Origin of the sequence: Parasedimentitalea marina (assembly GCF_004006175.1) — a bacterium.
Lineage (GTDB): Bacteria > Pseudomonadota > Alphaproteobacteria > Rhodobacterales > Rhodobacteraceae > Parasedimentitalea > Parasedimentitalea marina.
In genome coordinates this window covers 3,380,918-3,407,235 of sequence record NZ_CP033219.1, presented here as the reverse complement: position 1 = coordinate 3,407,235, position 26,318 = coordinate 3,380,918, and the positions used below count along the sequence as shown (strand labels likewise).

General features: G+C 53.0%; 27 protein-coding genes. 12 read left to right on the top strand and 15 right to left on the bottom strand.

Annotation, left to right across the window (positions count from 1 at the left end):
- The first annotated feature begins 107 nt into the window (after positions 1-107).
- From EBB79_RS16450 to EBB79_RS16440, 3 genes are all read left to right on the top strand, one after another.
- Positions 108-434, top strand: coding sequence for a DUF1330 domain-containing protein (locus tag EBB79_RS16450; RefSeq protein ID WP_127749905.1), 327 nt, complete (start codon positions 108-110; stop codon positions 432-434).
- Positions 435-511: 77 nt separating this feature from the next.
- Entirely contained in the window at positions 512-1,063 is a 552-nt protein-coding gene (locus EBB79_RS16445; protein WP_127749904.1) for a GFA family protein, read from the top strand.
- A gap of 44 nt (positions 1,064-1,107) precedes the next feature.
- A complete protein-coding gene (locus tag EBB79_RS16440) occupies positions 1,108-3,393 on the top strand; it encodes a right-handed parallel beta-helix repeat-containing protein (RefSeq protein ID WP_127749903.1) in 2,286 nt (761 codons plus the stop codon).
- Here EBB79_RS16440 and EBB79_RS16435 read toward each other — a convergent pair whose 3' ends face one another.
- Positions 3,394-3,876 carry a HugZ family pyridoxamine 5'-phosphate oxidase gene (locus tag EBB79_RS16435; RefSeq protein WP_127749902.1) on the bottom strand — a complete coding sequence of 161 codons (483 nt, stop codon included), beginning with the start codon at positions 3,874-3,876 and terminating at the stop codon, positions 3,394-3,396.
- Positions 3,877-3,900: 24 nt separating this feature from the next.
- The gene (locus EBB79_RS16430) at positions 3,901-4,566 is read right to left on the bottom strand and encodes a hypothetical protein (RefSeq protein ID WP_127749901.1); all 666 of its coding nucleotides are present in this window, start codon (positions 4,564-4,566) and stop codon (positions 3,901-3,903) included.
- Between the two features lie 162 nt (positions 4,567-4,728).
- On the opposite strand from EBB79_RS16430, the gene EBB79_RS16425 reads away from it, so the two are divergent.
- Together EBB79_RS16425 and EBB79_RS16420 are read left to right on the top strand one after the other, a co-directional pair.
- Positions 4,729-5,049 (top strand): antibiotic biosynthesis monooxygenase family protein, encoded by a 321-nt coding sequence (locus EBB79_RS16425; protein WP_127749900.1) that lies wholly within the window; start codon positions 4,729-4,731, stop codon positions 5,047-5,049.
- A gap of 328 nt (positions 5,050-5,377) precedes the next feature.
- Positions 5,378-5,785 (top strand): universal stress protein, encoded by a 408-nt coding sequence (locus tag EBB79_RS16420; protein ID WP_127749899.1) that lies wholly within the window; start codon positions 5,378-5,380, stop codon positions 5,783-5,785.
- Positions 5,786-5,895: 110 nt separating this feature from the next.
- Here EBB79_RS16420 and EBB79_RS16415 read toward each other — a convergent pair whose 3' ends face one another.
- Together EBB79_RS16415 and EBB79_RS16410 are read right to left on the bottom strand one after the other, a co-directional pair.
- Positions 5,896-6,366: an aminoacyl-tRNA deacylase gene (locus EBB79_RS16415; RefSeq protein ID WP_127749898.1), complete on the bottom strand. Its 471-nt coding sequence runs from the start codon at positions 6,364-6,366 to the stop codon at positions 5,896-5,898.
- Positions 6,367-6,503: 137 nt separating this feature from the next.
- On the bottom strand, positions 6,504-7,100 hold the full coding sequence (locus tag EBB79_RS16410) for a hypothetical protein (protein WP_127749897.1): 597 nt from the start codon (positions 7,098-7,100) through the stop codon (positions 6,504-6,506).
- Positions 7,101-7,229: 129 nt separating this feature from the next.
- Between EBB79_RS16410 and EBB79_RS16405 the strand changes: the two genes are divergently transcribed.
- On the top strand, positions 7,230-7,511 hold the full coding sequence (locus EBB79_RS16405) for a cupin domain-containing protein (protein ID WP_164860839.1): 282 nt from the start codon (positions 7,230-7,232) through the stop codon (positions 7,509-7,511).
- Positions 7,512-7,628: 117 nt separating this feature from the next.
- Here the strand turns inward: EBB79_RS16405 and EBB79_RS16400 are convergent, their stop codons facing one another.
- Together EBB79_RS16400 and uvrB are read right to left on the bottom strand one after the other, a co-directional pair.
- Entirely contained in the window at positions 7,629-7,898 is a 270-nt protein-coding gene (locus EBB79_RS16400) for a DUF4926 domain-containing protein (protein WP_127749896.1), read from the bottom strand.
- 170 nt (positions 7,899-8,068) lie between these two features.
- Complete coding sequence (gene uvrB, locus EBB79_RS16395) at positions 8,069-10,264, bottom strand: excinuclease ABC subunit UvrB (RefSeq protein ID WP_127749895.1); 2,196 nt, start codon at positions 10,262-10,264, stop codon at positions 8,069-8,071.
- 173 nt (positions 10,265-10,437) lie between these two features.
- Here uvrB and EBB79_RS16390 point away from each other — a divergent pair, with 173 nt between their 5' ends.
- Together EBB79_RS16390 and EBB79_RS16385 are read left to right on the top strand one after the other, a co-directional pair.
- Positions 10,438-10,749 carry an ETC complex I subunit gene (locus tag EBB79_RS16390; RefSeq protein ID WP_127749894.1) on the top strand — a complete coding sequence of 104 codons (312 nt, stop codon included), beginning with the start codon at positions 10,438-10,440 and terminating at the stop codon, positions 10,747-10,749.
- Positions 10,750-11,226, top strand: coding sequence for a GNAT family N-acetyltransferase (locus EBB79_RS16385; RefSeq protein ID WP_127749893.1), 477 nt, complete (start codon positions 10,750-10,752; stop codon positions 11,224-11,226).
- A gap of 113 nt (positions 11,227-11,339) precedes the next feature.
- Here the strand turns inward: EBB79_RS16385 and EBB79_RS16380 are convergent, their stop codons facing one another.
- The 8 genes from EBB79_RS16380 to EBB79_RS16345 all read right to left on the bottom strand — a co-directional run bounded on the left by EBB79_RS16380 (position 11,340) and on the right by EBB79_RS16345 (position 19,245).
- Positions 11,340-12,422 (bottom strand): glycosyltransferase family 4 protein, encoded by a 1,083-nt coding sequence (locus EBB79_RS16380; RefSeq protein ID WP_164860838.1) that lies wholly within the window; start codon positions 12,420-12,422, stop codon positions 11,340-11,342.
- Positions 12,419-12,646, bottom strand: a complete 228-nt coding sequence (locus EBB79_RS16375) for a hypothetical protein (RefSeq protein ID WP_127749891.1) — start codon at positions 12,644-12,646, stop codon at positions 12,419-12,421. Before EBB79_RS16375 ends, EBB79_RS16380 begins: the two co-directional genes overlap by 4 nt.
- Before the next feature lie 129 nt (positions 12,647-12,775).
- Positions 12,776-13,543 carry a sulfotransferase family protein gene (locus EBB79_RS16370; RefSeq protein ID WP_164860837.1) on the bottom strand — a complete coding sequence of 256 codons (768 nt, stop codon included), beginning with the start codon at positions 13,541-13,543 and terminating at the stop codon, positions 12,776-12,778.
- 4 nt (positions 13,544-13,547) lie between these two features.
- Positions 13,548-14,903 (bottom strand): lipopolysaccharide biosynthesis protein, encoded by a 1,356-nt coding sequence (locus tag EBB79_RS16365; protein ID WP_164860836.1) that lies wholly within the window; start codon positions 14,901-14,903, stop codon positions 13,548-13,550.
- 1 nt (position 14,904) lies between these two features.
- Positions 14,905-15,846, bottom strand: a complete 942-nt coding sequence (locus EBB79_RS16360) for a sulfotransferase family protein (protein WP_164860835.1) — start codon at positions 15,844-15,846, stop codon at positions 14,905-14,907.
- A 26-nt stretch (positions 15,847-15,872) separates the two neighbouring features.
- Positions 15,873-17,066, bottom strand: a complete 1,194-nt coding sequence (locus EBB79_RS16355; RefSeq protein WP_127749887.1) for an O-antigen ligase family protein — start codon at positions 17,064-17,066, stop codon at positions 15,873-15,875.
- Positions 17,067-17,265: 199 nt separating this feature from the next.
- A complete protein-coding gene (locus EBB79_RS16350; protein ID WP_127749886.1) occupies positions 17,266-18,066 on the bottom strand; it encodes a glycosyltransferase family 2 protein in 801 nt (266 codons plus the stop codon).
- Positions 18,067-18,516: 450 nt separating this feature from the next.
- On the bottom strand, positions 18,517-19,245 hold the full coding sequence (locus EBB79_RS16345) for a metallophosphoesterase (RefSeq protein ID WP_127749885.1): 729 nt from the start codon (positions 19,243-19,245) through the stop codon (positions 18,517-18,519).
- A 136-nt stretch (positions 19,246-19,381) separates the two neighbouring features.
- Between EBB79_RS16345 and EBB79_RS16340 the strand changes: the two genes are divergently transcribed.
- The 3 genes from EBB79_RS16340 to EBB79_RS16330 are packed head-to-tail and all read left to right on the top strand — an operon-like array spanning position 19,382 to position 23,538.
- Positions 19,382-21,496 (top strand): YjbH domain-containing protein, encoded by a 2,115-nt coding sequence (locus EBB79_RS16340; RefSeq protein ID WP_127749884.1) that lies wholly within the window; start codon positions 19,382-19,384, stop codon positions 21,494-21,496.
- The gene (locus EBB79_RS16335; RefSeq protein ID WP_164860834.1) at positions 21,493-22,125 is read left to right on the top strand and encodes a YjbF family lipoprotein; all 633 of its coding nucleotides are present in this window, start codon (positions 21,493-21,495) and stop codon (positions 22,123-22,125) included. The genes EBB79_RS16340 and EBB79_RS16335 overlap by 4 nt, the downstream gene beginning before the upstream one ends.
- A 42-nt stretch (positions 22,126-22,167) precedes the next feature.
- Positions 22,168-23,538, top strand: a complete 1,371-nt coding sequence (locus EBB79_RS16330) for a polysaccharide biosynthesis/export family protein (protein WP_177627825.1) — start codon at positions 22,168-22,170, stop codon at positions 23,536-23,538.
- 12 nt (positions 23,539-23,550) lie between these two features.
- On the opposite strand, the gene EBB79_RS16325 is transcribed toward EBB79_RS16330, so the two are convergent.
- A complete protein-coding gene (locus tag EBB79_RS16325; RefSeq protein ID WP_127749882.1) occupies positions 23,551-25,692 on the bottom strand; it encodes a polysaccharide biosynthesis tyrosine autokinase in 2,142 nt (713 codons plus the stop codon).
- A 243-nt stretch (positions 25,693-25,935) separates the two neighbouring features.
- Here EBB79_RS16325 and EBB79_RS16320 point away from each other — a divergent pair, with 243 nt between their 5' ends.
- Positions 25,936-26,226 carry a hypothetical protein gene (locus tag EBB79_RS16320; RefSeq protein ID WP_127749881.1) on the top strand — a complete coding sequence of 97 codons (291 nt, stop codon included), beginning with the start codon at positions 25,936-25,938 and terminating at the stop codon, positions 26,224-26,226.
- Positions 26,227-26,318 lie beyond the last annotated feature (92 nt).

Here is a 26,318-nt window from a genome sequence, read left to right as displayed (position 1 = left end):
ACTGTACCTGTGGGTCCAGTTTCGTGACTAGAGGAGCCTTGCTGGGTTCCGCCATCCTTGGTCCATCCGATACGGCAAACCCGCCGAACAGAGACAAGGAGATGAAAATGAGCGTTTATCTAATTGCAGACATCAAGGTGACCAATGACAGCTGGGTATCAGAATACGCAGCGCATGTGCACAAGCTGGTGGAGAAGCACGGTGGTCGATATCTTTCGCGCAGTGGAAATATAGAGGTTCTGGAAGGGAACACCTCTGACAGTACCCTGATTGCAATATTGGAGTTTCCTGATCGGGCGGCACTGGATGGTTTCGCAAGCGATCCTGAATACGCTCCTCATGGCAGGGCGCGACAGGGCGGGAGTGTTTCGAACTTTTGCGTTGTTGATGACACTGACATCGTGGGCACGATCCCATATCTCAAAGCAGGATAAAAACCCTGCCCAGATCGGACGCTACGGCGTCTGGTCTGCCAAAGCACCATATTAGCTCAAACAGAACGGAGAGAAGCATGTCACCTGGGCACTCAGGGCGCTGCCTGTGCGGTAAAGTTAGTTTTGACACCGGAACTGATCCACTTTGGATAACTATTTGTTTCTGTCAGTTCTGCCAGCGTGCGACTGGATCAGATCGGATGATTGAACCCATTTTTGAACGAGCCGGGTTCACTTTCACGAAAGACAGCCCCAGCGTTTATACTTTGATTTCGGACGGCAGCGGGAAACGCATTCACGTTCATTTTTGCAAAGAATGCGGAACCAAATTGGCCCTGACTTTTGAACGTTGGCCTGATCGGATTGGGGTCTATGTGGGAACGTTGGATGATCCGGCATCCATTTCAGCGACTAAAGAAAACAGCAAATACATCTTTGTCTCTGAGGCACGCCGCGGGACGATCCTGCCGCCGGGGGTCAAAATTTTCGACCGCCATGCCACTGCGAACGATGGCACTTTGATAGAGCCAGCCATTTATACGTCGTCATTTGTTGTAGGCGCTCAGACCGCGCGGCGTTGCAGACCGGGCGAACGCCTTACTGGCGCTGAATTAACATTGCCGTCTTAAATCCTTTCTCCCAAACGCACAGGCGCTGCAGGAAAGGGTTATCCATGAATAAAGTCATTACCGAGGGCATAGTATTGATGCCACCCGCATTTTCGGATGGTCTGGATGTCTGGTCCAGTGGCGATGGCACGCCAGGGTCTGATACATATGACGGTGCGATTAACGCGGCCTTTGTTCCTGCGGATGCTGACTTTTCTGGATGTCTTGAGCTGCAAAAGACGGATTCCACGCAACAATTGCGCCATATGGGGCAAACACCGTTGCTGCCGGGGTGCTATCTGCAAATCAAAGTTCGCATCAAAGCCGTCAGTGGTGCATTGCCCAGCGTGCGGATCGCTGCCTGGGCCGGAGGTTCCGGCAATGGTCATGTCGGTGGCGTAGTGGAAACTGGTCCCACCACGAGCCTGACCAGCTATGGCGAGGTGGTCGAGATTAGCGCAATTGTTGGCACCGGGGCACGGGGCGGCGTTGATATGACCTGGGGGCGCAGCGCGAGTTACGGTCATATGGGGTTGGACCTGATCGGCGCCAACGGTGGTGTTGTACGGGTGGACGATATTGAGATTGTCGACATCACCAGCGCTTATCTGCGGGATATGCTCAGCCTGGTGGATGTGACGGATTTCGGGGCTGTTGGCGACGGGGTGACCAATGATGCCCCAGCATTTGAAGCGGCAGACGATGCGGCGGATGGCCGTCGCATTCTGGTACCTGCCGGAGAATTCTATCTTGGTGACACTGTGTCGCTTAATCACCAGGTGGTGTTCGAGGGCACAGTGACCATGCCCACCGACGAAATGTTGCTTCTGACCAAAAGTTTCGACTTCCCCACTTATGCGGCCGCCTTTGGCAACGAGGAACTCGGGTTCAAAAAAGCGTTCCAAGCGCTGATCAACAATGCCGATCATGACTCTCTGGATCTGGCTGGGCGTAAGGTTAGTCTAAGCGGGCCAGTGGACATGCAGGCGGCCGTGCCCAACAAAACCAGTTATGCAACCCGCCGGGTGATCCGCAACGGCCAGATAGAGGCGCAGTCCGGGGCCGCCTGGGACACCGAGACAGTGACGTCACAGGCGACCTATGACCCCAGTGACTCGCGCACACTGTCATCGGTCGCAAACATTGCCAATATACCCGTTGGGGCTCTGGTCGAGGGCAGCGGGGTCGGGCGGGAAGTCTACGTGAAGTCGAAGAACACAGGCGCGGGGGAGCTGACCCTGAATGCGCCGCTCTATGATGCGGCAGGCACCCAAGTGTTCACCTTCAAAGACTTCAAATACATGCTTGATTTCAGTGGCTTCAGCGCGCTTAGCAAATTTGGCATCGCCGAGGTCGAACTGCAGTGCAACAGCTATTGCAGCGCCATTCGTCTGTCACCGGCCGGCTCGGTGTTCAGCTTGGAACACTGCTTTATCTCGCGCCCCAAAGACCGGGGAATTTCATCGATTGGCACCGGGTGTCAGGGTATATTGGTGGACAATTGCCAGTTCCTGTCGGCGGAAGAAGCCGAGGACGTCTCGGACCGCAGCTCGCTGGGGCTGAATGTGAATGCCAATGATGCCAAGCTGCGTAACAATCGGATCACCAAATTCCGCCATTTTGCCTTGCTCGCAGGGGGGAACAACACGGTTGCTGGCAATCATTTCTTCCAGGGGGATTCGGTTGCTGGCGGTGTGCGCACGGCGGGGCTGATCCTGGCCAGTACCTATTGTTCCACCACGATTTCGGACAATTACATCGACAATTGCTTTATTGAATGGACCAATGAACAGGACCCAACGCCGGATTTCGACACCGGGTTTTCATTCAGCTCCCTTTCGATCACGGACAATGTGTGCCTGTCAGGCGATGTTGCCCCATGGTTCAGTTACATTGTGATCAAGCCGCATGGCACGGGACATTTCCTGAACGGAGTCACGGTAAGTGGCAATAAATTTAGGTCTATCAACGGCAATATTGACCGGGCTGAACGGGTGGACACCAGCTTTTCAGATCTTGATTTCAGTCGGTCCAAAAACGTGTTTTTCGCGGGGAATACCTATCACAATGTGGATGCCCTGGTGGCCAATCCGCTACGGATCCGGCACGAGCAATCCTCGGCAGCCACAACATGGACGGTTGATCCGGGGAATGCCCTGCCCTTTGGCGGCAGGTCGCGCGGGGTGGACAGCGTCATCGCGCTGGGAGCGATCACCACCAGCGGCGGATCATCCCGTCATGCCATGCCTTATGCCGAACTGGAACAGGGCAGTGCGAAAGATCAGGTTGATCTGGTCTGGGAGGAAGCAGTGAGAGGCGAAGTGCAATTGACTATGCGCATAGACAAGTGATCAGCTTGGAACCAGGTCCTGCGGGACAAGATGAAAGGCCTTGCCAAAGCCACCGTTCAGATGGGCTTCGCTGACCTCAAAGCGGACAAAGGAAAAATCGCTAAATCCGATATAGAGTTTCGCCTTAGGGTGGTCGCGCAGGTAATGCGCGGCCAGTTCGGCGTGACCGACGTCTCCGTGATGCAGGAAAGACGCGCGGCAGATCAGGCTAAGACGCGGATATGTCAGGGGATCCCCTTTGTCTCCGGGCTCACCCAACAGCAGCGAACAGATCGGATTGCCCTGCAATGCCCCCGTGTGTACCGAAAGAGACGAGACAAGACTGATCGGGCCACCTTCGGGATCAAGACCAAAAGCCACCCGCGTCACCAAAGGCACATTTGTGTCCAGAACCACCCCAAGTGCTGCAAACCGGGCCTTGGCCATCAGGCCTTGCGCCAAGGCGCGCGCACCGTCATCGGTGGGTCGAATTGGAGTGGTCATGGGGTTTGTGTCCTCGTCATTACCCTAGAACCTGTGCCACATTCCGACTTTAAGGCCAATACTGCGGCGAGTGGTTACACGATGCTCTACGCCGATCAGCAATTTCAAATCGCGGGGCAGGGGAAACTGCAGCGAGGGCGTGATCGTATAAAATAGTTGATGACCTGAAATCTTAGCCGTCTCAATTTGTAGCATCGGTCGCAGGTGTGTGTTGTCCGACAGGCCTATAGTGGCGTCCAGTTTCAAAATGGCCCCTGTGTTGATGGCACGCTTTTCATAGGCGCTATCGATCGCCAACCAGCCCGGGCCCCAGATGCTGTCAAAGGCATGGCCATACGAAAGTGTCAACTTATGCATTGATTTCCATACATTTTGGTAATGTGCTCCACCCAGGGCCAATTCAGTCGCCAGGTGGTGCTCAGACGGCAGAAACTCCAATGGGACACGGGCAAACACCAGCGCATGCCCGGTCAGATTGTCGTTGTCATTCAGGTCGATCCCAAGTGTCAGAAACGGAGACACACCAAATTCACCGTAATAGCTAAGGTCTGTCGACCTGCCGCCAGTGCTGTGTTGAAAGGTGGCACTGACCGAGGAAAAACCGCTCCCCGGATCTCTCATCCAGGCCCCGGCCAAAGCAGGGACCGTGCCTAAAACGAAAAACCAGACAACAATCAAGCCCAGGAACATCACTAACCCCCCAGTCCAATTGGCTATCGATCAGTGTTAAGAATGGGTTACTTTTTCGGTACCACTTAGCTGGCGGCGCAGGATTTAACGCTCAGATTGTTGAAAATGCTTCTGTTCCCAGTGAAATCCCGCGTAGGCTAAAAGTCTTCAACGGAGGAGCCAATGCCAACAATAGCCAAGACCGCTGAAATCCAAACTGTCATCACGACGTTTGAAATGACGCCAGGCACCTGTCAGGATCTGCTGGACGCCCTGACCCTAGCCTATTCTGAGTTTATCTCACTTCAGCCGGGGTTCATCTCAGCAGGGCTGCACGTAAATGATGCGCAGACCAGGATTGCGAATTACTCCCAATGGCGCCGTCGCGAGGACTTTCTGGCCATGCTCCGCACTCCGGAAATGCGCGAGCGAAACCGCAAGTTCAACGGGCTGTGCCGCAGTTTTGAACCGGTCATGTACGACGTCGCCGAGACATTCAACTAGGAGCGATACGATCAATATTCACTTCCGGGGTCTTCATCTGGCCAAAATATCCCGGGGGTGAATTGGCCGTAGGCCAAAAGGGGGCTGGCCCCCTTAGCCTCTGGCCGTGAGGTGACAAACTCTCGTGAAACCCAATCTCAAACCACAAATAAACCTGACAATGACTGGGCGCCTTGTTTGGTCGGGCTACATATCAGGGTGGTAGTGTCTGGTGATATGCCAGCAGCTAATAGCTTGGTTTATATATAATAACCGGGTTGATCTGCATCAATGAAATCACATGTTTTTTGAGTGAAACATGGGATGGGGCAACATAAGGAGACGATTGATGTATCATAAAATTCTAGTGCCCATTTCTTTTGATCCTGATCGTGATATCACCGGCGCCTTGAAGCTTGCCAAGATACTGTGCACGGCAGGCGGCGCCGTCACTTTGCTGCATGTGGTCGAGCACATACCGGCCTATGCCATATCATATATGCCGCTTGATTACCTGGCCCAGGCCCGCGAGGCTTTGCAGGTTGAACTTGATACTCTGGCCGCCACGTTACCACATGCCATCGGTGTGGTGATCGAGGGCCACTCGGGACGTTCCATCCTGGATTGGGCGGAAACCAACAGCCCGGACCTGATTATCATCGCGTCGCATCGCCCGGGCATGCAAGATCTGTTGTTGGGCTCCACTGCCTCGCAAGTGGTCCGCCACGCTGCCTGCGCAGTCCATGTGCTGCGATAGGCTGACATAACGTCTGCGTGATCCCTTGCATGACCCTCCTCGGAGATGGGCCATGCAAAAATTTCCGGACAAAAAAGCCCGGCTTAAATGATCAACAGGCCAAGCGAAGGTCAGTGCAGGGTGCAGAACGAACCGTGCTTTGCGCCCTGCATCAGTTGATCAAAATCTCGTCCCTGCATTTCAACCAGCGTTTTATGATCCCCGGCCTCAAACCAGACTTTATCCAACCCCGACAGACTGTTGTCGATGATGGTCGGCACATCATAGGCCGCGCCGACTGGCGGCGCCGCGCCCAGATTGCAGTCGTCAAACAGGATCTGGATCTCGGATTCGGCAGCCAACCCCAGACGGCGCTTTAGCATGGCCTGTAATTGGGTCAGATCCACATGGTGATTTGACGGCACAACGGCCAGTATCGGGCCTTCCTCCATATGGATCAGGACCGATTTGGCCAGATGGTCGCCGGGCACATGCGCGGCCTCGGCGCAGCCACTGGCAGTGGCGGCGTAAGGGTGGGCGATCATGTCAAACGGCAGACCCTGGGCCTCGAGATGGTGTTTCAGGCGTGCGGCAATGGTCATTGGCTTCTCCGTCGGGATGACGGGTGCCCCATGGCCGCACGGCTCCTATACCAGCGGCGCGGCCTGGGCGCCCTGAGGTTTCGAGTGGGATTTTAGTCTGCGCCTGTTGCTCACTTAGGGCAAGCCCTGCGGCCGAATTAGAGCTGCAGATTGGTGGATTTGGCAAAGATCTGCGCAAGGCGGATCAACCGGTTCGGCAGCATCAGCAGCGCCGAGCGCAACAAGACCTTGTTGGAATTGATGGCATCGGCAATGCGAACATAATGCGACTGGGTGTGCGAGGGCGCACGCAGCAACATGGTCTGGGCCTCTTCCATCGCCCGTTCAGTGCGGGCCCGCGCGGCGGGAATGGCTTCGGGTTTGATCGCCACATAACTTCGAGTCAGCCTGCGTTTCTTTGGCACGGCCGGGTCCTGATACTCGGCTACGATCTGATCCAGTTCTTCCTCGACATGTTCCAGTGCGTCCTGGGCGTGGGAATAGCTCAACCGGCCATTCAGCTTGTTAACCACCAAGCGGTAGGTCTTGCGATAACAATCCCAGCGATAGATCTTTTTCTCTCTGTGGCAGCGCTCAAATTCGAAGGTCAGGGTTTTGACAATGTCCCGCGTGGTTCTGTTTTGCAGACCGGTTCCTTCGCCCCCCCGATCCCCATTGTTGCCGCCCTCGGAAGCGGCCAGAGGTTGGGCAAGAAAGGGAATAATCAAAACGACACGCAGAAAATTCGTAACCATCAACTGGACTCCTTCGGTCATGATCCTAGCACGAATTTCCTTTCTGGCCCGGAAAATTCCCGAGACTGGCGGTATTTGCCGGGTCCGGACAGCGATAATGTAACGTAAGATCAACAACCAGAGGCGACAATGGCACAGGTTCTGGCAACACAGATGATTGACGACGCGCGGGTGCGGGTGACCCGGTTTGACTTTGCGCCGGGCGATCAGACCGGCTGGCACAGACACGCGATGGATTACGTGATCACCGCCGTCACCGACTGCCACATGCGGCTGGAACTGCCGGGCGGCGAGACCCGCGACACCCTGGTGCCCGCAGGCACAGCGTACCGGCGGGAGGAGGGCGTGGAGCACAATGTGATCAACATCGGCGAGACAGCAATGAGTTTTGTTGAGGTGGAGTTGAAGTAAGGGGTTTGCGTCACATGAATAGGTCAGCGACCTCCAGTTTCGACGGGGAGGGTCGGGCGCTGCCTACCTGGCTAAAAGCGAAAGTGGTTTGAGGGATCAGTTGAGGAAGATAGATGCCTAACGCTTAGCAAGGATCTGTTTGAGCTTCCTCCAAATTTCGGCGGGGCCCAAATGGTGGGCGGCAGGCTCAGGTGAATATGAAGAGATCAAAATTAGGTCTTCTGCACCAAGGTCCAGCAGAGCCTGGGTGCTTCCGTCACTATTTACGAATTCGACGATGTAGAAAGGTGGGTTTTCGGTCAGGACATCCACCACCACACCAGCACAATCCATCAGTGCCGGTTTAGTTGGGGATTTTAGTTGTACGCTGTCATATTGTTTGATCATTTCAAGATCTCCTTAGAACGCACAATGCCCGTGCCCCGCTCGGGCAGCGCCTGCCTTGGCTCCGCCTGTTCAGACCTGAAATGATCCTCCAGATCATTTCCGAGATGGTGTTAACTCCCTTCGGAAGGCGCTTTGCGCTTGCCCAAGGTCAGGCGCTGCCCTTTGTCACCTCAAAACTTCTTCTGCGACTTGCCCCGGTAGTTCCGGGTGCCGCCTTTCCCAGCCGTTGACCGTCCGCGTGACTTTACGGCTGCCTCTGACGCCTTCTCCACCGCGTATTGCCGCGCTAGGGGGTCGTCGGAGATGGTCAGATCCACCGCCTCCAGCCGTTTGACTTCGTCGCGCAGGCGGGCGGCTTCTTCGAACTCAAGGTTCTCGGCGGCCTTGCGCATGTCGGTACGCAACCCGTTCAGGACTGTTTCCAGGTTGGCTCCATGCATCGGGTTGTCGATCGTAGCTGTGATGCGCGACTGATCGGTGTCGCCAGGGTACAAGCCGGCCAACACATCCGAGACGTTCTTTTTCACGGTCTCCGGGGTAATGCCGTGCTCAACATTATAGGCCTCTTGCTTGGCGCGGCGGCGGTTGGTTTCGTCTAGTGCCCGCTCCATCGAGCCGGTGATCTTGTCGGCATACATAATCACCCGACCCTCGGCATTACGCGCTGCGCGGCCAATCGTCTGCACCAAGGAGGTCTCTGAGCGCAGGAAACCTTCTTTATCGGCGTCCAGAATGGCAACCAATCCACATTCGGGGATATCCAGACCTTCGCGCAGCAGGTTGATGCCGATCAGCACGTCAAAGGCGCCAAGGCGCAGATCGCGCAGGATCTCAATCCGTTCCAGTGTGTCGATGTCAGAGTGCATGTAGCGGACCTTGATGCCCTGTTCATGCATATATTCGGTCAGATCCTCGGCCATGCGTTTGGTCAGGGTGGTGACCAGAGTGCGCATATTGTCGGCGGTGACCTTGCGGACCTCATCCAGCAGATCATCAACCTGCATCTGTACGGGCCGAATTTCGACAGGCGGGTCCAGCAGGCCCGTGGGACGGATCACCTGTTCGGTGAAGACACCACCGGTGCGTTCCAACTCCCACTTTGACGGTGTCGCCGAGACAAAGACCGATTGCGGCCGCATGGCATCCCATTCCTCAAACTTCAGCGGGCGGTTGTCCATGCAGGACGGCAGGCGAAAGCCGTGTTCAGCCAGGGTGAATTTGCGCCGATAGTCGCCTTTGTACATGCCACCGATCTGCGGCACCGAGACGTGGCTTTCATCTGCGAATACGATGGCATTGTCCGGGATGAATTCGAACAGAGTGGGGGGCGGCTCGCCGGGGGCGCGGCCGGTCAGATAGCGCGAGTAGTTTTCAATGCCGTTGCAATGGCCGGTGGCCTCGAGCATTTCGATGTCGAATTTGCAGCGTTGTTCCAGCCGCTGCGCCTCGAGCAGTTTGCCCTCATTGACCAGTTGATCCAGCCGCAGTCGCAGCTCTTCTTTGATCTTGATGACGGCCTGATTGAGGGTCGGCTTGGGGGTCACATAGTGCGAGTTGGCGTAGACGCGAATCTGCTCGAACGTGCCGGTGCGCTCGCCGGTCAGTGGATCGAATTCGGTGATGCCTTCCAATTCTTCGCCAAAAAATGACAGGCGCCAGGCGCGATCATCCAGGTGGGCCGGGAAAATCTCGAGGGAATCACCACGCACCCGGAACGAGCCGCGCTGAAAGGCCTGATCGTTGCGCTTGTATTGCTGGGCCACCAGATCGGCCATGATTTGGCGCTGATCGTAACTCTCACCCGCCTTCAGATCCTGGGTCATGGCGCCGTAGGTTTCGATCGATCCAATACCATAGATACAGGACACCGAGGCGATGATGATCACATCGTCGCGTTCCAGCAATGCACGGGTGGCCGAGTGGCGCATCCGGTCGATCTGTTCGTTGATCTGGCTTTCCTTCTCGATGAAGGTGTCTGATCGCGCGACATAGGCCTCGGGCTGATAGTAATCGTAGAACGAGACGAAGTATTCGACCGCGTTGTCGGGAAAGAAGTCTTTGAATTCGCCGTATAATTGCGCAGCCAGAGTTTTGTTCGGGGCCAGAATGATAGCAGGGCGCTGGGTGGCCTCGATCACCTTGGCCATGGTGAATGTCTTGCCGGTACCGGTGGCCCCCAGCAACACCTGATCACGCTCGCCGTCAAATACACCCTGGGACAATTCCGCAATGGCGGTGGGCTGATCACCGGCCGGATCAAAGCTTGTGTTCAGCACAAAGGCCTGTCCGCCCTCTAGCTTGGGCCGCTCGCGCACATCCGTTGACCCCATGCTGGGCGTGGAACTGTCGGAATGGGCATAGGGCATAAGCGGATCTCCTGTCTGACGGATGATTTTGATCTGTTTTTGTTCTTGTTCAAGCGGATTCGTGCAGATGTGGCAAAACCATCAAAAATCATGGGCAATGTGAGACAAAAGGCACCTTGCCGTATCGCCCTGTTTTGAGCATATAGGAGGCAGAGACAGACTAGGAGACGGCAATGCAAGCGCGGATTTTCAAGCCAGCCAGGAACGCGATGACTTCGGGCATGGCGCGCACCCGTGAATGGGTGTTGGAATATGCTCAGGCGAACGCGCGTGACGTCGACCCACTGATGGGCTGGACCTCCTCTGATGACACTCAAGCCCAGGTACGCCTGCGCTTTGACAGTAAAGAGGCCGCAGTGGATTATGCAGCGGCTCATGGCATTGATGCCCAAGTTGTCGACCCAAAGCCGCGCAAGGTGAATGTCCGCCCCGGTGGCTATGGCGACAATTTTGCCACCAACAGGCGCGGTGTCTGGACCCACTAAATGATCACGATTCGTCAGGTTGATCCCGCTGACCCCAAGTTACAGCCCCTAATCGAGGCCAACCGGGCCCATAGCGCTGGGGCAACCTCATCCGAGAGTGATCACACATTTGGCGTTGACGATCTGCGCCGGGACGGCGTGCGGTTTTGGGCTGCCTTTGACGGCGATGCGGTGCTGGGATGCGGCGGGTTTAAGCCGCTGCCGGATGGCACCGCCGAAGTGAAATCAGTTTTTGTAAACCAGGCGGCCCGTGGCAAGGGCTGTGCGCGCAAAATCATGGATCACTTGGCAGTAGAAGCTAGCAGCGACGGTCACTCGGCCTTGGTACTGGAAACCGGATCCGAGCTGTGCCCGGAATATGATGCTGCCCGCAAATTGTACGACAATTTGGGCTATGCCAGCTGCCCGCCGATTTACGGATATCAGCAAGACCCCAATAGTTTGTTCATGCGTTTGACCTTAGGGGCCAACTCCTAAAGTGGACGACTGGTTAGGGTTTTGAGTGCAAGTACCGTTTGGGCAGCTGCGTAGACTGCGCATGAACCAGATTGCCAAAGTGCTTTTCAACATCGATCAAAAAACCTCGAAATTCAGATTTTTCGAATAATATTAAGTACATGTCTGTGCCAGGTTAGTTGAGAATGTGCGAATGAGTGGGCTTCTTTGCTCAATTCCGTTCGGCGGGCGCCAGATTGCAACAGTTTAGTTAAGCAACTTTTTAAAGCCTCAATATCATGGCCATCAACCAGAAGACCGGTTTCATTGTCCCTGATGAAATCAAGGGGGCCACCAGAAGCCCCTGCAATGGGGATGCAACCAAAGGCCATGCCGTCGGCAATCGTCAGCCCAAACCCTTCTAAATCTGCCCCACCTTCGGTGGCAATTTGGGGGTGTAGGAAAACATGCGCATTTCTGTAGAATTCAGGTACTAGTTCATCCGGAATTCGACCGTGTAGCTTAATTCTATCGCCTGTGGCTTGTTTAGAAAGCAATTTGCGAAGGGAGTTTAACTCAGGCCCGCTTCCGGCAATGTCGAATTGGAGGTCGACACCTTGGTGTATCAGATCTGAGACAGCCACTATCGCTGTTGCTACATTTTTTCGTTCGACCATGCGGCACATACAAAAGATGTTGAAGCCATTTGGCTTGCTGTCGAGCCGCCGAGCCTCCTCTTCAAAACTGATGCCATTCCAATTTGAAAAAGCCTGTTCCAAAGGAAGACCTGTTTTGTCACGCACCATGTTCAGAATGGGTTGGCTGACTGTCGGCAACAGTTTGGCGCGTCTCAAGACAAGTGCCATCACGGGTTTCAGTGCCTTGGGTACCATGAAGACTTCCCGGCCATGGATGGTAACTGCAAGAGGGGTCTTGGGGCGTAACAAAAGTGTCGGGAGGCCCACTCTCCAGGACGTGGCATGGACAAAATTGTAGTCACTGTCGCGCTGGTGGCGCAGCCATTCCATCATGCGCAGGAATGTTTTCAATTGATTGCCCTGGCCGACATTGTGAACGAAAACCGATCCTCGTTGTTCGCAACCGCTCTCACCAGGGTGGGCTGTCAGGACTGTAACTTGGTGCCCAAGATCCGCATAAGCCTTTGCGACTTCCTCTGAGTAGGTTTCAATTCCGCCAGTTTCCGGTGGATAGGCCTTGGCTATCAGAAGTATGTTCACGACCACTTCCACTCAGCGCGCAGATCCCGCTTTAATACACCGGAAAGGCGCTCAACGTCCTGAGTGAAATATCTACGCATTTCCGAAACGAGTTCTTCGTCAATCGAGCGATCTACTTTTATTGCATTAACGGTTTCAATTTTCTTCCGAAGGCCAAGCGATGGCCTGCCGATAGACTTTTTAAGAATGTCACGAAGGTTAGCAACTGATTTTGGAGGGTTCATGGATCGCATATTTCCTAAATTTCAGGGCTAACAAAATTGAACAACCGGCAGCATGTAGATACATTTCCGGGAATGAAAACACAGTTCTCAGTGGAACGCCTACTTAATTCACGGCATCATGCCATGGTGTCACAAAATAGGCTGTTCATATCCAAACGTCCTAATGTCCTCGGCATATCTTTTGGAAATCATGTCGATAAGTTCCGGAGTGTAGTGATTAAGATGCTCGTTTTTGGATGAAGTGGTTGAATTTTTGTGCTCATTGAAGGAGTTTTTTGGAATACCGAGCTTGTCAGCCACTGCAATCAATGATTGCTCCATGTTTTCAAGCTTGCCGATAAAATCATACGAAATACCTAAGTCCAGGCCCAATATGAGGTGCTGGGAAGCCCAGTGCCGGTCTGCAAGGTGATCACCGCCTTCTGTATTGCAGAGCCAGTGAACGAACTCGTCAAAAGTCATATCCGGATTGAGACCTTTGCGGCCCGCCAAATGCAAGGCTTGGCTGATTGGTTTGCTGTCTTTGATTTTCTGTTTGTAGCAGGAATAGGTGCGCGCCCAAGGATCGCGGACAATAGCAAACTGAAAATTCCCTTCGTGCTCATTTTTGAAATTGCTGACACTTTGTTTTTTGATCGATAAACCGAATTTCTGCATTCTTGAAGCTTGTTGAAGACCGGCGAGTATCGTTCGCGATCCGCATTTCGGGACCAGTACACAAACAAACCGACGATCAGGAGAGGCCACAATTTCTGTGCTTCGATCTAGACGGTGGGGTTTCTTAAGAAACAGTATGTCCAACACACGGTAGGCCGAAAGGACTACCAAAAGTCCAAATCTTGCAAATCGAGAATTGGAATCCTGCAGAATGTAAATTTTTTTCCGAAAAGTGCGCATTAATTTATCCTTGGCTACTTTTCCCCTTGGGAGCATTAAGAAGTGAAATTATTGTTGGATCTATCTTCAATTTCTTGCGGGCATACAGCCATGCTTGCACATTCCACGTGATCATACTGCCGGTAATGCAGACTGCCGCGCCCTCAATTCCAAACAGTGGAATGAACAGGGGCATGCAACATAAGCTTCCAACATTTGCGATTAACTGGAACCGCGCAAGGGCTGCGGCATGTCCTGACATCTGCAACAAGGGAGAGGTTGGGCCCGCCAATGTATTGACAACAAACCCTACCGCCAAAATTAATAGGGTTGTATAGGCCGAAGTAAACTCTGGGCTGAAGAGGTTGAGCAAGAACTTCCCTGCCAGAAAATATCCGATTATTCCAATTAATGCAAAGCCGCCGCCGAGAACTGCCGTAAGGGTGCAGGCCCTTTGTACCTGGCCCCATCGCTTAGAGGCTATGGCTCTAGAGATCATTGGATTCAGGATGACTTCGGTTGCCAGCATCAACAAGTTCAAAAGCTGGGTAAGACGGAGGGCTGCAAAGAATGGGCCTGCTTGCTCGAAACTCAGCAATGCCCCGACCATAAAAACTGCCAAATTAGTGGTCGCTGAGACAACGACCAGCGATGTCCAGGGGCCCGCCAGCTCTCGTTTCCAAATGGCGGTTTCCATCTCCATTGGCCCCCGAAACGATTTGTCGGGATGTTTTCCTTCGTACGCGAGCCACTGCAAAAGGGCTGTAACAAGGAGCGATATTCCTATGATCCATACCCAAGTGGAGTAAGTGTCCTGCGCGCGCCCGAAAAGCGAAATGGCAACCGCTGTGACCACGATAATGAAAACGCGCCAAAAGACGCCCCTGGGCAATAAGACAAGCGCTACTCCTGCGTTTGTGCGCAGTGCCCGGGATTGAAACTCCGTCAATCCAATCCCTAGGACCATCACCGGAACACCCAGCCAAAGCAGATTTGCCCCTGATATATCAAGGAACAGGAATGCGAACAGCGTGCCGCCGATCCCTGCAACAACGGTTCCAAAAAGAACGAGGCGGTAGCCAAAGACAGTGACTCCGCGCCGCAAATGATCCTGGCCAAGCTGATCGTAGCCAGCAGCAAACCGTATTACATTAGCTCTTTGACCAAAACTGCCGACGGCCGCACAAAAGGTGGCGAGGGAAAAAAATGTGCCGAATATACCGAAACTCACCTGGTCCATGGCGCTTGCCAGTGCAACAAACATAAGAAAAGCGAGACCCGAACTGCCGACCTTGATGCTAAATGCAACTAAGCTTTGCGTTGCAAACTTCCGTACGAAAGTGCTTTCAAGAACTCGCATTAATCGGGATGGAATTATCATTTCAAATTTTTCTCGATATGGACCACTGGCGTGTCTTGTAAGCGATAGCGGCGGCCCACCCCCGTTCCTTTGCATAGGCGTTTACGACACGAAAAGCGTCAAAAAATTTTGCTAGCCTCAACTGTATGTGCGGTGGTTCTTTGGCTTCGCCCGCAGTACTCGGCTCATACCCGGCGTCTTGCATTTCCACATAGCAGATCTGTTCTATTGTTAATACTTCCTGGGGGGTCAGCGCAGATTTCCATTGAACGGAACGATTTTGAATACCTGTTGCCTTAGAACTGCTCCAGCGTTCTTCGCTTGTGAAATTTTCAACCATGCGTGGATTAAACTCCACGCCGAGCCATGCCGCAAGCTCGACCAGAACGGTATTGGTGTGGTTGGTGAGATTTTCATATTTTATTTCGTATATTTGCGATGTCCGCCCAGAGTGGTGTTGTCTCCGAAATGCGCGAAGACCATCTCGCCATAATACGCTGCCGCGCAGCACGCTGCGGCCCCAGGATTTTTTCATCGAAAGAACTGTATCACGCGGATCCCGAACAACGTGGACGATACGAGCGTCTGGCCAAGTTTCGAAAATTTCTGTCAGGTGGAATAAGTTCTCTGGTGTCTTGTCGCCCCAATACCTTAAGTTGTGCTGCCCTTCTTTCTTCGCAAGCTGCAAAACAAGCGCTTGAAAAGCCATTGCAGCTGTAGAGTGCTTTGAAACAGTGGTCAGTTCATCCTGACTGAGCCAAATTCCGCGCCGCCGCATGTGGCCCGAAAAGTTCGACTGCTCTAGAATATTGCGCAAGTTGCTCAGGTCAAAATCAGGGCGTAGAATGACCGAAAGCAGCTGGAATTCATCAGGGGGCAGATATACGCCCGGCAACACACACATTACGCTGCGAACAAGAGTGGTGCCGCTGCGTGGCACGCCCAGAACAAACACTGGGGTCATTTTAGCTTCACTACAATGTTGCATGACTAATTAGCTCTACATTGTTGATGAATCGAGGGCGGTAAATCTGTTTCATTGCAAATCGTATTGGTTTCACGTGTATTATTGGGTTTCCGTTGCAAGTTAATCAGCCCAATGCACAATCCTAGTGTCAACCAGGCTAGGGCCCCAATCATCAGGTTTACTTGGGTCAAATAAACTTCTGTTGCGGAATGCAGGATAACGACTGTCATTGTGGCTGATGCGTAGGCAGACATTGTGTCCCTTCGCCTTGGTTTCCCGATGCACCACCAGATTGACCACAGGGCCAAAACCAGAAATCCGAGTCCAAGAAAGCCAGTCTGCAGGTAGACCTGCATGTATAGGCTATGGGCACTCCAGTCGGAATTATACAGATTGGAGAAACTCATGCCTGTTCCAAGACCCGTGAACTTTGATGCTGAGACAGCATTTACAATGATGGGCCATATTATTTGGCGACCACTGACTGCATTTCGACCAGAGACGGCAACAAAGAGGTCGTTGGAATCTCGTATGTTCAAGTCCCAAAGGCCTGTGTACATCGCCACCAGTAAAAGAATTGAGGCAGTCACCACGCTTAGTAGGATTCTGCGAATAGTTTGAAATGGAAGAAAAATTAGTGAAAAATAGACTAAGGCTCCAATTATCCCAGAAGCTACAGCCATCCTATGGCCAAGCATCTGGCCAACTATGTAGACCGTTGCAAATGCAAGTAGCGCAGGAAACCGGTCGAGCCTTTTTCGATGGACCAATATCGCACCTGATACCAGTAGCATGTACATCGATATGCCGCTTATTGCATTCTTGTTAGTATCCCCCAAACTAGGCGCTAGGACCGCGCAGAAAACAGCAGTGACGAAAAAGATGTTCTGGCAACTGGCCCCAAACGCAAGTTTTTCGGCATTTATGGCGCCAAATAGAAAAAACATAGCGCCCACAAATATACTAACTGTGTTCTTCATCCCTGCTGCCGTTGGCGCGCTGGCAGTCAGTACCAAGTATATCATCAAATATGCGGTCAAAAAAACGACCGGGATCGCCAGACGAGACGAAAGACGAAACTGCAATCCAAATTGGACAAGGAATGAAAATGCCCCCAGAATGAGCATTGCGTTCGAAACAGAACCAAGCCCGATGGCTTTTGCAATGCCTGCGAATGCAATTGCAAAAGCGACAAGCGCAATTTTGTGAACTTTCAACTGGAGACGCATCTGTTGCGTGTTGCGCGAGCAATGGATAAAAAATACATTAAAAATGGAGCTCCAAACGTTGTTGGTAAGGTCGTCTGTATTGAACTTTCAGTTGTTGCGGATGTTAGGTTGGACAATAAATTTTGAATTGTATTATGCTATGATGGATGACGCAATTCCTTAGAGGCAGGCCGCCGACGGGCGCTTTCTAGCTATTATTATACTGACGGTCCATTTTCATTCGACGGCGAAGGGTGGCGTAGCCAGCGAGCACAAACCAGGCGCTCATCAGGACGGCTGAATAAGGCAGCGATAGTTTCTCTTCATGACGGTAGGCCGCCCATTGATAGGGTATAACGCTTTTTTTGTTGGCAGAAATCCCTCCGGAATGGAGCCGGTAGGAACATGTTACCTCGTCCAGAAGATTCGCCTGACCGACCCGCTTAATTAGATCAAGAAACAGCAACATGTCCTGACGCTTGCGAATTTTGGGGAAATAAACTTTCCCCCCAACTTTGTCGACATTAAAAATCAGGCTCGACGTGCGAATGAAGTTGCGACGTAATATCTGGTGGTAGGTGGCCTTTTTGGGAACATAACCACAGTCAGCATATACAACGCCTTGCGCGTTGATGACATCATATAGCGTGTAGCATACGGCTGAGCCGGTGCGGTCCATAAAGGCCAATTGGCTCATCAATTTGTTTGGATACCAAAGGTCATCTGCATCCAAAAAGGCAATTAAGTTGCCTCGGGCAGCTCTGATGCCAACATTGCGAGTTTCTCCGGCGCCCTTGTTTTCTTCATTAAGAATGAGCTTGATGCGTGAGTCTCTGAAGCTCTGCACGCGCGCTAGAGTTTCGTCCGAGGAACAATCATCAACAAGGATCAGTTCAAAGTTCGTGTAGGTTTGGGACAAAACTGACTGGATTGTTTCGGCAATAAAACTGTCCAAATTGTACATTGGGGCGACTATTGAAACAAAAGGCTGGTCTGGCATGTTATTCATGGAACAATACCCTTTTGTGTTCGCAACGCTTAGACGTTGCCCCCTATCTCGGCCCGTCCAGGCTTGCTCGACGCTCCGGTTCGTAGGGTCAGCTCCATATCAAGTTTAGGCGATCGCGTTGGCAATAGTGCACGTCTATTCCCTATTGTCGTCTAATTTTATAAGATTGCAACCTTAGATATAATATATTCTGATCGCTCTTGAGTTTGGGCCGAAAACGGCCCCGGCCTGCCTCAGCAGATAGGCTGGTTGGTGCGCGCTCGGCTGTTGGCTGACAATACTCATCACGCTTTTGAGCATTTTGCGGATCCGCATAGGGGCTATATGACCGCATTGATTGAAGGGGCGAATGCCCCGCACGGTGGGGTAGCAATGGCTTGGGGTCGCTTCACATTAGGCGCGTCTGCGGGAGTGAACGTGGCATGGTGGTCTATGCCGTTTTCTAGTTTCTTATGTTGAGATAAAAAGCACTTCACCTGGTTGTATCAACGCGGCGGTAAGGTGCCCGGTGGCAAAGGCGCCGGTATCGATTGAAATGCGAGTGTTTTGAGCGACCGCTTTGTCAACGATGGTATGACCGTGCAACACCCAATTTCCATCTCTACGTGTGGTTTTAGAAAATTCCGGATGTCCCCACAGCAAATGTTGGTCCTGTTGATCTTCTAGCGATGCCTTAGGATCGGCACCTGCGTGGCAGATAAACACATTGCCTGATTGATGGGACCGCGGCAGCCTGCGTATCCATGCGATCAGATCCACTCCCATCGCTGCGTTCAGCGAATCCCGGGCTTGTGTCAGATCGTCGCCTTCTGATGTTTCTGTGACACCCGAAACACCAAAGCTGGCCAGGGTTTGCAGCCCTCCATTGCGTAACCAACGCGAACCACTTCGCTCAGGAGTGTCAAGGAAGTCCAACAGCATATCTTCGTGGTTGCCCATCAAGCACCTAATTTCGGGCCGGGCCGACAGGTAGCTTAGTACCTTGGCACTAGCTTCACCCCGATCGATGTAGTCGCCAACACAGATCACTGGATAGGCTGGATCCAGCTGTTCTAACAGTCGGGTCAGCAGATCAAACCGCCCATGGATATCGCCGATGGCATAGAACCTCATAGCGGGACTTAACGGCACAACGTCCAGTGTTTGACCATACAGGCGGGCGATCCATGATTTGATCATCGAGAGCTCCAGGTTTTGCCGATGTTTGTGACATTTCAAGCGCAGTTGGTCTTGAAGTGTTACGCGCTCTGGTTGTTTCTGTGAAGGCTGCGTGGCGGTTTGTTAAGTAAGTGGGTAGATTTAATTGGGCGATTTGATGCGGACCTATGTCAGTTTGGCAGCAGTTATTTTTGGCGGGCTAGGGTGGGGCACTGCGGTTGCCGCACAGAACCTGTCGACTTATGGGACGCCTGGTCTGATAGATATGCCCACCGCCGAAGTCCTGCCGGATGGCAGTCTGGCAATGACCACTTCCGGTTTTAAAAACAATAATCGTAATACACTTACGTTTCAGATGTTGCCTTGGGTCTATGGCAGTTTTCGCTATTCATACATCAGAGATTATGATGGCGGTGGCACGCGCAGTCGCTATGACCGCAGTTTTGACATTCACTTCCAGCTGCGTGAAGAAACTAAGAAAGGGCCCGCTTTAGCATTAGGCTTGCGTGATTTTGGCGGCACAGGGAATTATGCTGGCGAGTATGTTGTAGCAAGCAAGACCATTGCGGATAACATTGTGGTCACAGGCGGCATGGGCTGGGGGCGCTTGGCCGGCCGCAACAGCTTTTCAAACCCGCTAAGTATATTTGGTGGTAGATTTGAAACACGACCCGGCTCTGGCGCAGGTGGTATTTCTGAAACAGGTCAACTGGACTTTGGCAACTGGTTCCGTGGTGACGTGGCGCTGTTTGGTGGTATGCGTTGGAATGTGAATGACCGGTTGTCGCTTTTGGCCGAGTATTCTTCAGATACCTATGACAAAGAAGTTGATCGCGGTCTCGTCGAGCAAAACTCTCCCTTCAATTTTGGCATCACTTATCGGTTCGAAAATGGTGCCGCGCTGAGTGGCTATTACATGTACGGGTCAACCCTTGGGGCGCAATTAAGCTACGTGTTTGATCCACGCCGGGCGGTGACACCTGGTGGTCAGGGTGAGGCGGCGCCGATGTTGCAAGGCCTGGATCGCGTTGCTTTGGCCAGTTGGAACCTGCCGCCTGATGAGGACCAGTCGTCCGGATCCAGCACGGACCAAGTGCTGAAAGTTAGGTTGCAAAACCAAGGCCTGCGATTGGTTGGTTATACTCTGGATGACACCACGGCCAATGTTTCTATTGAAAACAACCATTTTGGCGCCAATGCACAGGCCTTGGGTCGCGCGGCACGTGTGATGGCAAACACGCTTAACCCGCAGATCGATACGTTCAACATAATCCTGGTGCGCCAGGGCGTGCCGATTACTTCGGTGCAGACGGCCCGCAGCGATATGACTGAATTGGAAACGGACTATGACGGTGCCTGGAAAAGTCTGGCGCGGGCGCGGATCGACGATGCTCCGCTGTCGCTTCAGGGTGGCACAGTCGCGGATGCCTTTCCCCATTTTGGCTATCGTCTAGGCCCCTATACACGGTTTTCGTTCTTCGACCCAGATCAGCCATTTCGCTATGAGCTTGGTGTTGAGTTGCAGGCGGATTATGTTGTGCAGCCTGGCCTGACACTGTCAACGGCCCTGCAAACGCCAGTCCTGGGCAATCTGGCGGATACCACCCGGGTGTCAAATTCAGAGTTGCATCATGTGCGGTCTGACTGGGCCCTTTACGCGAAATCCGACTACCGCATCACCACGATGACTGCTGAATATCTGTGGCGCCCACGTGCTGATATTTTTGCCCGTGTCACTGCAGGCTATCTTGAAGAAATGTATGGCGGGCTGTCGGCTGAATTGCTCTGGTTCCCAGTGGATGGTCGCCTGGCCCTGGGGGGCGAAATCAACTATGCCAAGCAACGTGATTTCGACATGTTGTTTGGCTTTCAGGATTATGACGTTCTGACCGGCCATGCCTCGGTGTACTATGATTTTCCTGGCGACTATAAGGCGCAGGTTGATGTTGGCCGGTATCTGGCTGGCGATGTGGGTGCGACCTTTGCTCTGGATCGGGTGTTCAATAACGGTTTCAAAGTTGGCGCGTTTTTCACCCTCACTGATGTATCCAGCGAAGAATTTGGTGAAGGTTCGTTTGACAAGGGTATCAGGATCGAAATCCCTATTTCCTGGATGACCGGCAAGCCGTCCCGCGGCACTCTAAAGCAGGTCATCCGCCCCGTTCTACGGGATGGCGGCGCACGGTTGAATGTGCGCAACCGGTTGTTTGAGTACACGCAGAATGAACGGGCTGACAGGTTGACCGGGCAATGGGGGCGTTATTTCCGATGAGACTTCTAACGCTGACCCTGGCCGCTGTAACGCTGGTGAGTTGCACCAATACAAGCGATGATTTTGACCAACTGTCAGGCTTTCTCAGGCCCGGACAACAGCAACCTGTGGCCCGGTCCGAACCACTGATCCGCGCCAATGTGCCCAGGTTGCAGGTGTCATTCCCCACAACAGAACGCGCCGGGGTAATGCTGCTCGAAGGGACACGTGACGGAGTTGATACTTGGCTGTCAGCAGATGGCGGCACGTTGATCATGCAACGCGGAATGCTGCGAGGCAGCCGTGGGTTTGGCCAGGGTCTGTTGTCGAGTGATATTTCTGAAGCATTAGAGTTTGTGTTTTCCGGGCAGGAAGGAACCGCACATCGGTTCCATACGTATCTGAACGGTAATGACGAGACTGCGACCCGCACCTATATTTGCCGTATCGAGAACCGCGGACCGCGTGTGACAACCATTGGGGGTATTGTAATTGACGCGCGCCTGATGGCTGAAGAGTGTCAGAGCCTGGACCAGCAGTTTCAAAATCTCTATTGGGTCAGAAACTCGGACAATCTAATTGTCCAATCGAGCCAATGGCTGGGAGATTTTATTGGTGCCGTTAACACCCGGGTGATACCACAGTTGTAAATCCCCGGCCCAATTTGGCGGGATTAATTGGAGGACGACCAATTGCGTTTATTGATTTCGATCTGCTGCGCGCTGGCTTTGGCTGGCTGTTCCACAATTTATCGCAGCCCTGACGTTGTTTCCGGCGTAGGTGATGCAACCAAGGTGCGGGTGGTTCCAATGACTGCCGAAACATTAATACAGGCCAACCGGTCGACATATGCCCCCAAAACATTGCCTGCTGTATTTTCAATCACTGCAGGGAACGGACAGGGCGTCGCTTCGCGCGGTCCTGGCGCATTACCCGACGCTCCCTCCTCTCAGGACGCAGGACGCCATCAACAGCTGACCTTGAAGGCGCCGCCCGCTGTTGATCCCGGTCCCTATACCATCGGTATTGGCGATGTGGTGGTTTTGTCTACACCCGCGACCCAGAACACGGTGCAGGAATTATCTGGCCTGCTCGCCGCGCAAAACAGCCGCAACGGCTACACCGTGCAGGACGATGGATCGGTCAATATTCCCGATGTGGGCCGGGTGCGTATTGCTGGCATGACAGTGGATGCCGCCGAGGACCTTTTGTTCCAGCGACTGGTTGAAAATCAGTTTGATCCAACATTCAGCCTTGAGATCGCTGAGTTCAAATCGCGTCGTGTCTCTATAGGTGGCGCTGTCGGAAATCCAAGGATAGTGCCCATTACTTTGACGCCACTGTACCTGGACGAGGCCCTTGCAGCAGCTGGTTCGGTCTCGGTTTCTGACATCGACCTTGGCTCTGTGCGGATCTACCGTGAAGGACGCCTGTACGAGATTCCACTGACGGACCTTTATGCCCGTGCGGACCTTCAGCGCACCCGTTTGATTGCCGGTGACTCTGTGTTTGTCGATACGGATTACCAGCTTGATCGGGCCGAGAGCTATTTTGAACAGCAAATTCGCCTAACCCAGACCCGATTGTCCGGACGAAGCCAGGCCTTGGATGAGCTCACAGCCCAGGTCCAGTTGCGTCGGGCCGATTTTGTTGAGGGTCGCGATAACTTTGAAAGCCGTTTGAGCCACGGTGCAGTGGATCAGGATTATGTCTATCTAACCGGCGAAGTGGTGTCGCAATCGCGCTATCCGCTGCCGTTTGAGCAACGGGCCTCGCTGGCTGATGCGCTGTTTGATTCCGCAAATGGTGTGGCCAAGGAAACGGGTGATGTGTCCGAGGTTTATGTCTTGCGCGCGTCATCCGATGCACGTGAACTGGGTGCGGTCACCGCCTGGCACCTGGATTACCGCAGTGCCGCCAATTTGACCTTAGCCACCCGGTTTGAGCTGCGCCCAAATGACATCATCTTCATTGCGGAGAACCCGGTCACCAAGTGGGGCCGCACCATCCAGCAAATCACACCGTCGTTGATTACCACTCCGATTGTAGCGGCTGCGAACTAACGGAGAGGCGTTCTAGTTGGTGTAATATTTTGATCCGTACCCGGCATAAGCTCCGTAGCGACCGCCGTAGCCATATTGTTTCATTCGTTTGGCGTTGATCTGACTAAGCACAAGTCCGGTAATGCGCTGATTGGAGTTCTGGAACATGCGTAGGGCTTCGTCGACCTGGTGTTTTGATGTACTGTCCCAAAGGACGGAGAACAAAACCACATCGGCAATTTCTGCTATAATGCGCGCGTCAGGCACAACCAAAACCGGGGGGGTGTCAATGATGATGACGTCGTATTTTTGCCGCACATCAGCAATCAGGGCTTTGAATTTGTCCGATGCAAACAGATCAGCGGCATTGGATGCCGTTTTATCACCAACCAGCAGATCTGCACCTAACACCGGAGTCTTGAATACAGTTTCTTCTAGCGTTTGATCACCTGATAGAACTGACACGAGGCCTTTTTCGGGGATGTCATCGAAATACTGAGCGAATGTACGCCGCCGTATGTCTCCTTCAATTAGCAGCACGGATTTACCCAGGCCAATCAGATTTTGCGCCAAAGCCAGTGAATTAGTGGTTTTACCCTCTCCAGGCACTGACGATGTCGACATGATCACTTTGGCTGGATTGTCGACGTTGGACAACAGCACCGATGTTCGCAAGTTTCGTACGGCCTCTGCTGCGGCCGAGGCGGGTTTGTTCGCGAGATAATTCAGTATCTTCTTACGACTGCGCGCCGGAATTTGTGGGATTTGACCCAGCACTGTATATCCGGTGTGTTGTTCAAGGTCTCGGGCGGTGCGAAAGGCATTTGCGCGGGCCTCGCGCAGCAAAACCAGCCCCATACCGATCATCAACCCCAGAATACTTGACATGGCCAAAATCAATGGTTTTTTGGGCGAGGCAGCGTTGGACGGGACCACCGCCCTGGACAGGATTCGGCTGTCGGCCTTTTGAATACCCTGCTGGGCCGAAGTTTCTTTTAGTCGGCTCAGGAAATACTCGTACAACAACCGCACCGCCTCTGCCTCGCGAGTCAGTTGTTGCAAGGTGATCAGATCCTGACCGCGACTGGCAATTTGCTGTTCCATTTCCTGGGACGAATTGCGCAGGGCCAGCAATTGTTGCTGGGCCCGAGTGGTGTCCAATTTAGCGCGGGTTAAGACCCTGGCAAATTGAGTGTCAAAGGCCTGCGCCATCTGTTCGTTTTCAGCAACTCTGGGCAGCAACCGGTTTAATTGCACATTTCCAGCAAGCAGAGCTTGGTCCTGGCGGCTGGTGACATTAGATAGTGCGACTTCCTTGGCAGCAGTATTCATGGCAGCAGTTTCGGCATTGCCAATTCGCTCACGAAGGTCCTTTAACTGAATCTCCTGCGCTTGCAGGGCTTCTATCGAAATCAGGTCTGTCGATGTGCTGAACTCCGATACTTTGGCTCCGGCAGCCTCCAACTCTACCTGTAGCTCTGCAACCCGCCCGGTTAACCAGGAGGTGGCCTGTTCGGTGGCTTCGAATTTCACTTCAAGTTGGTTTAAGACATAGAGTTCCACCAGGGTATCGGCGATACGCGTGGATTTTTCAGGGCTTTCAGTCTCTGCCGTGATCTGAAAAACAAGACTTAACGGAACATTGCGTACAGTGATCTGCTCTAGCAATTCAGTGATCACTGCATCCCGCGTGCGTTTCTCCTGTTCTTCAGGCGGTAAAATGATCTGGACGTCTGGTAGTCCCAATGCGGCCTTGATTTCACTTTTACCACTGCCCATCAGCGAGACCGGACGCAGAACACTATTAAATTCAGGGTCAGAAATCAGGTCCAACCGGTCCACGACTTTACCGATCAATCCGCGTGAGCGCAGGACTTCGACTTCTGAATTTATCTCAGAGGAGTCACCGGTTAATCCACCTACCACGCTTTCTAGGTCAACAATACTCTGCTGCTTGGTTTCCAGCATCACCACGGCAGTTGATCTAAACAAAGGAACCGCCGTCACAAAGGCATAATACCCGCCTGCCAGAACTGCCAAAGTTGTGATCAATGCAATGATCCACTTGCCGCGCCAGAGGGTGGCGAACAATTGGCCAAGGTCAATTATATCATCTGCGCCTCCTTGGCCCGCAGACTGTCTAAGGGGCGCCGCATTTGAAGAAATGTTTGTCATTGTAATAAAGCGCAATTCGAATCATGATTGGGCCGGGTTCGGACCGTTAAATATTATTCTTTCTAACTCGTCTGGGCGCGTCAAACCATCATAATTTTAAATATAGGGGACTAGAGGCCCGCGTTCTTGATTGATGTGCTGCATGCATTGGTGGCTTATTTCTAAACCGAATTTCCAAACACAAAGCTTCTTCTTTGTGTCGGCCCATGATACAGTACTATCAATGTATTATGGAGGTTGTTTATGACGAACCCATTTATTGTGACTTTTCTGGTTTTGTCCACTTTTGGGGCTCCTGTTATGGCTCAAACGGGGACAGCCACTCCGCAGGCGCAGCCTGTACAAAACACTCAGCTGGACTGTGACGACCCAGCCAATGCAGAGGCCGAGGCTTGTTTGGCCCTGCCCGGAGATGGTGCCACCAACTTTGTACCATTGATCGCGCCGCTGGTTGGCCTTGCGGGCATTGCCGCTGCGGCTGGCGGAGGGAGCACCACTTCGACAACCAGCACACCGAGCACAGTCAGCCCCTAAGGGTCTCAATTTGATCTTAGCTTAGACTTTGGGCCGCGTTTCAGGAAGCTGAGGCGTGGCCTGCTGCTGTGTCGGGTTGCCATGGAACGGAT

What these genes read in the sequence shown, in the direction of transcription:
- EBB79_RS16450 (WP_127749905.1), top strand. Translation starts at nt 108, where the DNA reads ATGAGCGTTTATCTAATTGCAGACATCAAGGTGACCAATGACAGCTGG.
- EBB79_RS16445 (WP_127749904.1), top strand. Translation starts at nt 512, where the DNA reads ATGTCACCTGGGCACTCAGGGCGCTGCCTGTGCGGTAAAGTTAGTTTT.
- EBB79_RS16440 (WP_127749903.1), top strand. Translation starts at nt 1,108, where the DNA reads ATGAATAAAGTCATTACCGAGGGCATAGTATTGATGCCACCCGCATTT.
- EBB79_RS16435 (WP_127749902.1), bottom strand. Translation starts at nt 3,876, where the DNA reads ATGACCACTCCAATTCGACCCACCGATGACGGTGCGCGCGCCTTGGCG.
- EBB79_RS16430 (WP_127749901.1), bottom strand. Translation starts at nt 4,566, where the DNA reads ATGTTCCTGGGCTTGATTGTTGTCTGGTTTTTCGTTTTAGGCACGGTC.
- EBB79_RS16425 (WP_127749900.1), top strand. Translation starts at nt 4,729, where the DNA reads ATGCCAACAATAGCCAAGACCGCTGAAATCCAAACTGTCATCACGACG.
- EBB79_RS16420 (WP_127749899.1), top strand. Translation starts at nt 5,378, where the DNA reads ATGTATCATAAAATTCTAGTGCCCATTTCTTTTGATCCTGATCGTGAT.
- EBB79_RS16415 (WP_127749898.1), bottom strand. Translation starts at nt 6,366, where the DNA reads ATGACCATTGCCGCACGCCTGAAACACCATCTCGAGGCCCAGGGTCTG.
- EBB79_RS16410 (WP_127749897.1), bottom strand. Translation starts at nt 7,100, where the DNA reads ATGGTTACGAATTTTCTGCGTGTCGTTTTGATTATTCCCTTTCTTGCC.
- EBB79_RS16405 (WP_164860839.1), top strand. Translation starts at nt 7,230, where the DNA reads ATGGCACAGGTTCTGGCAACACAGATGATTGACGACGCGCGGGTGCGG.
- EBB79_RS16400 (WP_127749896.1), bottom strand. Translation starts at nt 7,898, where the DNA reads ATGATCAAACAATATGACAGCGTACAACTAAAATCCCCAACTAAACCG.
- uvrB (WP_127749895.1), bottom strand. Translation starts at nt 10,264, where the DNA reads ATGCCCTATGCCCATTCCGACAGTTCCACGCCCAGCATGGGGTCAACG.
- EBB79_RS16390 (WP_127749894.1), top strand. Translation starts at nt 10,438, where the DNA reads ATGCAAGCGCGGATTTTCAAGCCAGCCAGGAACGCGATGACTTCGGGC.
- EBB79_RS16385 (WP_127749893.1), top strand. Translation starts at nt 10,750, where the DNA reads ATGATCACGATTCGTCAGGTTGATCCCGCTGACCCCAAGTTACAGCCC.
- EBB79_RS16375 (WP_127749891.1), bottom strand. Translation starts at nt 12,646, where the DNA reads ATGAACCCTCCAAAATCAGTTGCTAACCTTCGTGACATTCTTAAAAAG.
- EBB79_RS16370 (WP_164860837.1), bottom strand. Translation starts at nt 13,543, where the DNA reads ATGCGCACTTTTCGGAAAAAAATTTACATTCTGCAGGATTCCAATTCT.
- EBB79_RS16365 (WP_164860836.1), bottom strand. Translation starts at nt 14,903, where the DNA reads ATGATAATTCCATCCCGATTAATGCGAGTTCTTGAAAGCACTTTCGTA.
- EBB79_RS16360 (WP_164860835.1), bottom strand. Translation starts at nt 15,846, where the DNA reads ATGACCCCAGTGTTTGTTCTGGGCGTGCCACGCAGCGGCACCACTCTT.
- EBB79_RS16350 (WP_127749886.1), bottom strand. Translation starts at nt 18,066, where the DNA reads ATGAATAACATGCCAGACCAGCCTTTTGTTTCAATAGTCGCCCCAATG.
- EBB79_RS16345 (WP_127749885.1), bottom strand. Translation starts at nt 19,245, where the DNA reads ATGATCAAATCATGGATCGCCCGCCTGTATGGTCAAACACTGGACGTT.
- EBB79_RS16340 (WP_127749884.1), top strand. Translation starts at nt 19,382, where the DNA reads ATGCGGACCTATGTCAGTTTGGCAGCAGTTATTTTTGGCGGGCTAGGG.
- EBB79_RS16335 (WP_164860834.1), top strand. Translation starts at nt 21,493, where the DNA reads ATGAGACTTCTAACGCTGACCCTGGCCGCTGTAACGCTGGTGAGTTGC.
- EBB79_RS16325 (WP_127749882.1), bottom strand. Translation starts at nt 25,692, where the DNA reads ATGACAAACATTTCTTCAAATGCGGCGCCCCTTAGACAGTCTGCGGGC.
- EBB79_RS16320 (WP_127749881.1), top strand. Translation starts at nt 25,936, where the DNA reads ATGACGAACCCATTTATTGTGACTTTTCTGGTTTTGTCCACTTTTGGG.